General features: G+C 37.4%; 5 protein-coding genes. 1 reads left to right on the forward strand and 4 read right to left on the reverse strand.

The genetic code is table 11. From position 1 onward, the window contains the following. The first annotated feature begins 193 nt into the window (after window positions 1-193). Entirely contained in the window at window positions 194-535 is a 342-nt protein-coding gene (locus GSY74_RS08385) for a P-II family nitrogen regulator (RefSeq protein WP_164664655.1), read from the forward strand. Here the strand turns inward: GSY74_RS08385 and GSY74_RS08390 are convergent. Genes GSY74_RS08390 through GSY74_RS08405 form a run of 4 tightly spaced genes read right to left on the reverse strand, consistent with a single transcriptional unit; the run spans window position 532 to window position 3,068 of the window. After that, window positions 532-1,236, reverse strand: a complete 705-nt coding sequence (locus GSY74_RS08390) for an SMI1/KNR4 family protein (RefSeq protein WP_164664656.1) — start codon at window positions 1,234-1,236, stop codon at window positions 532-534. The genes GSY74_RS08385 and GSY74_RS08390 overlap by 4 nt on opposite strands. Before the next feature lie 26 nt (window positions 1,237-1,262). Continuing rightward, entirely contained in the window at window positions 1,263-2,249 is a 987-nt protein-coding gene (locus GSY74_RS08395; RefSeq protein WP_164664657.1) for a TonB C-terminal domain-containing protein, read from the reverse strand. A gap of 25 nt (window positions 2,250-2,274) precedes the next feature. Continuing rightward, window positions 2,275-2,661 (reverse strand): biopolymer transporter ExbD, encoded by a 387-nt coding sequence (locus tag GSY74_RS08400; RefSeq protein WP_164664658.1) that lies wholly within the window; start codon window positions 2,659-2,661, stop codon window positions 2,275-2,277. Between the two features lie 2 nt (window positions 2,662-2,663). Then, the gene (locus GSY74_RS08405; protein ID WP_164664659.1) at window positions 2,664-3,068 is read right to left on the reverse strand and encodes a MotA/TolQ/ExbB proton channel family protein; all 405 of its coding nucleotides are present in this window, start codon (window positions 3,066-3,068) and stop codon (window positions 2,664-2,666) included. Window positions 3,069-3,181: the final 113 nt, after the last annotated feature.

The following is a 3,181-nucleotide window of genomic DNA, read 5'->3' on the forward strand; positions in this document are numbered from 1 at the left end:
ATTTGCATTTTCGGAATCGGCGTGTTTACACCCGAACTATTTGGTTCAAAAAAAGCTTAATTCATTGGCATTGGGCTAAAGCCATCGGTTCCTAGTTTTACAAGAAGCCTACTATATTATTTTGGAAACGGAAACTTTAGTCCCGAACAACGGAGGCAGAGCCTTCCGATTCCAACCATTACAAAGGAAAAAAATGAAAAGAATAGAAGCAATCATAAAGCCATTCAAACTAGAAGATGTCAAAGATGCTCTAGTAGAAGCAGGTATCGAGGGGATGACCATCTCTGAAGTAAAAGGTTATGGACGACAACAGGGTCACTCTGAACTCTATAGAGGAGCTGAATATGTTGTAGAATTTATCCCAAAAGTATTGGTAACGGTTGTAGTTAGTGATGATGACTACCTCAATCGTGCGATTGAAGCGATTAAATCAGCTGCTCATACTGGCAAAATTGGTGATGGTAAAATCTTTGTAACAGAGATAGAGAGAACCATCCGTATCAGAACAGGTGAAGAGGATGATGAGGCTCTCTAGTCCACTTCATGCTCAAAGACCAAATCAAGCTCCTCAAACTCCAAATGAGTTTGAATAGTTTGAGCCAACTCTTCATGAGTTATCAAGCTATATGAAATTCTACTCTCCATAACCTCTTTTCTACTATAAATATCACTCAAAACTTCTGCATATTTATCATTGAGATAGGGCTTAGTCGTTTTTAAATCATTACGAATATCAACTAAATAGCCCTCAAAACCTTCATCTTTATAGTCTGCTAAAAGCTCATCTTTATCTACATCATATATAGCCTCTAACATCTTTCTAAAGATAAAATCTTCAAAATTCTTAGCCAAGACCTCTGTCTCATTCATCTCATCCCAAATATAGACAATAGCACTCTCTCCATCAGTTTGTAGGTTCTTATAAAAAGCAAAAATATTTCCCTCTTCTGATTTTGCAAAAGGGATAAATTCATGACTCTCCACATCCCACAACTCATCAAATTTGAAGCTGAGTATATCCTCTGCCCTTAACATCTCAAAATCAAACCCACCTGTGTGCAGAAGAAGTGGTGGATTATCTTTTATACAAGGATAGATAGTTTTTGCCCAATTCTCACTCTTGCCAAATGGAGTAGTTCTGCCACCCATCCAATCAAGCATCCCATCACTCCACAGTTTTTTAAATAGCTTTGGAAACTTATAACTATACTTTACCTCTAACTCTTCTATTTTCATACTCTACTCCCTCTTTATATAAACGCTTATTTGGCTCTAAATGTGACATTAATATTATATGGTGTTGACTTGTCATGTCTCCCCAATCCCATACTATTTAGCTGATTTAGAAAATCTTTTAATCCCGAGCTAAGACTTCCACTTGATGAGTTAAGAATCGTAAATCTAAAGTGTCCACTACTCTTAATAACAAGCTTTATCTTAGCACTCTGCCCTTTATAGTTACTCTGTGCATGCCAATTGTTCAGTCGTCTCTGCACTTTTGCAATATAGGCATTCTCCACACCTCGTTCTCTGTTTCTATTTGATACCGCACCACTCTGATGCGTGTTTCTAATTCTATCTGTAGCAGAAGAGGTGTGTCTGACACTACTCTCTTTTGGAGCAGTCCTACTAGGTGTTTGGGTATCTACAGAGGAGAAGAGATTTTTTGATCTCTCTTTAGCCTCTTTATCTTTTTTGATTCGAGCTACTCTTGCACTCTCTTTGGCTTCTCTATCTTTTTTAATTCTAACCTCTTTTGCCCTCTCTTTAGCCACTCTATCTTTTCTAAGTTGAGCCTGTTTCGCTCTCTCATTATCCTCTCTAATCTTTTTGATTCGAGCTACCCTCTCCTCTGCTTTTGTATCTTTTATAGGTTCTTTTACCTCTACAACTCTTTTTTTAGGAACTTCTTTTTTAGGAAGCTCTTTTTTGGGAACTTCTTTTTTGGGAGTCTCTTTTTTAGGCACAGGTTTTTTAGGAATAACCCTCTTAGGTGGAGGTGGCACAATAGAAGGTATTGGCATTGATTCAATCTTGGGTACAGGTCTATTGGGAGTACTAACTTTAGAGCTTCTATTTAAAATCGTTCTATCACTATTAACAAGTGTAACCGTTACTCTATCTGAATTTTTCTCCACATAGTTTTTCGCCTTCTGCTTATGCACATTGTAAAACAGCAGTATAGAGTAGATGAGAAGAAAATAGATAGCAACAGCAGCAATACCAGAGACTGTTTTACTGTTAAACATACTTATCCTTTTCCAAAAAAAGATTTTATAGTGTCAAGAGTGATGCTTTTGAAAATCCACTCTGTTTAACTACTTTTAGAAGATAGATAACATTCTCATAAGCTATCTCCTTATCCGCATTGATATAGACAGCCTTGCTCTTATCCATCTCACCTGTTTTCAACCTAAATGCATCAGGAAAAGAGTCAAGCGTATAGACCTCACTGTTATAGTGAATATTTAACTCTCTGTCTATCTCTACTGTCAACACCTTCTGCTCACTCACTTTAAGTGATTGGCTCCCCTCTGGCAACTCAATCTGCTCTTGATACTGCATCACAGGAATAGTAATCATAAAGATAGCCATCAAAACCAACATCACATCAATAAGAGGTGTGATATTCAAGTCAGGGTCTTCATCCCAATTATACATAACTAAGCCTTTTGCGAGAGTATCAAATCAGCCTGACTCTCTAACAAGAGATTCAACTCATAAGCTTTTCTTTTTAAAAGAAGATGAAAAGAGTAAGCAACCGTAGCCACAGCAATACCCGCAGCCGTAGCAACCAAAGCTTCAGAGATAGCAGGTGCAACTATCGCTATAGATGAACCTTTTTGCGTCCCAAGAGATGAAAAAGTCTCCAAAATAGCCACAACCGTACCAAACAATCCAATAAAAGGTGAAGTAGAAGCGATAATAGATAAACCAGTCAAACCAGAAGTCGCTCCCTTGATGGCTGAGTTTTTAGCAGCAGAAAATATAGATTGATTTGGAATTAACACTTTAGATAGATAGAGAAATAGGAGTGATTTATCATCAACAGTTTTAGTTCTTCCCATATAGAGCTTTCTGGAAAAAGTCTTCAAATGTTGGATAAATTTCCAGTTATTAGTACGGGGGCTAACTTAGTGCACCTTTTTTATAAGTGCGTAGTACTTCCACAAAAGAGCCA

This window comes from Sulfurovum sp. bin170 (genome assembly GCF_010892395.1).
Classification (GTDB): domain Bacteria; phylum Campylobacterota; class Campylobacteria; order Campylobacterales; family Sulfurovaceae; genus UBA1140.

What these genes read in the sequence shown, in the direction of transcription:
- GSY74_RS08385 (WP_164664655.1), top strand. Translation starts at nt 194, where the DNA reads ATGAAAAGAATAGAAGCAATCATAAAGCCATTCAAACTAGAAGATGTC.
- GSY74_RS08390 (WP_164664656.1), bottom strand. Translation starts at nt 1,236, where the DNA reads ATGAAAATAGAAGAGTTAGAGGTAAAGTATAGTTATAAGTTTCCAAAG.
- GSY74_RS08395 (WP_164664657.1), bottom strand. Translation starts at nt 2,249, where the DNA reads ATGTTTAACAGTAAAACAGTCTCTGGTATTGCTGCTGTTGCTATCTAT.
- GSY74_RS08400 (WP_164664658.1), bottom strand. Translation starts at nt 2,661, where the DNA reads ATGTATAATTGGGATGAAGACCCTGACTTGAATATCACACCTCTTATT.
- GSY74_RS08405 (WP_164664659.1), bottom strand. Translation starts at nt 3,068, where the DNA reads ATGGGAAGAACTAAAACTGTTGATGATAAATCACTCCTATTTCTCTAT.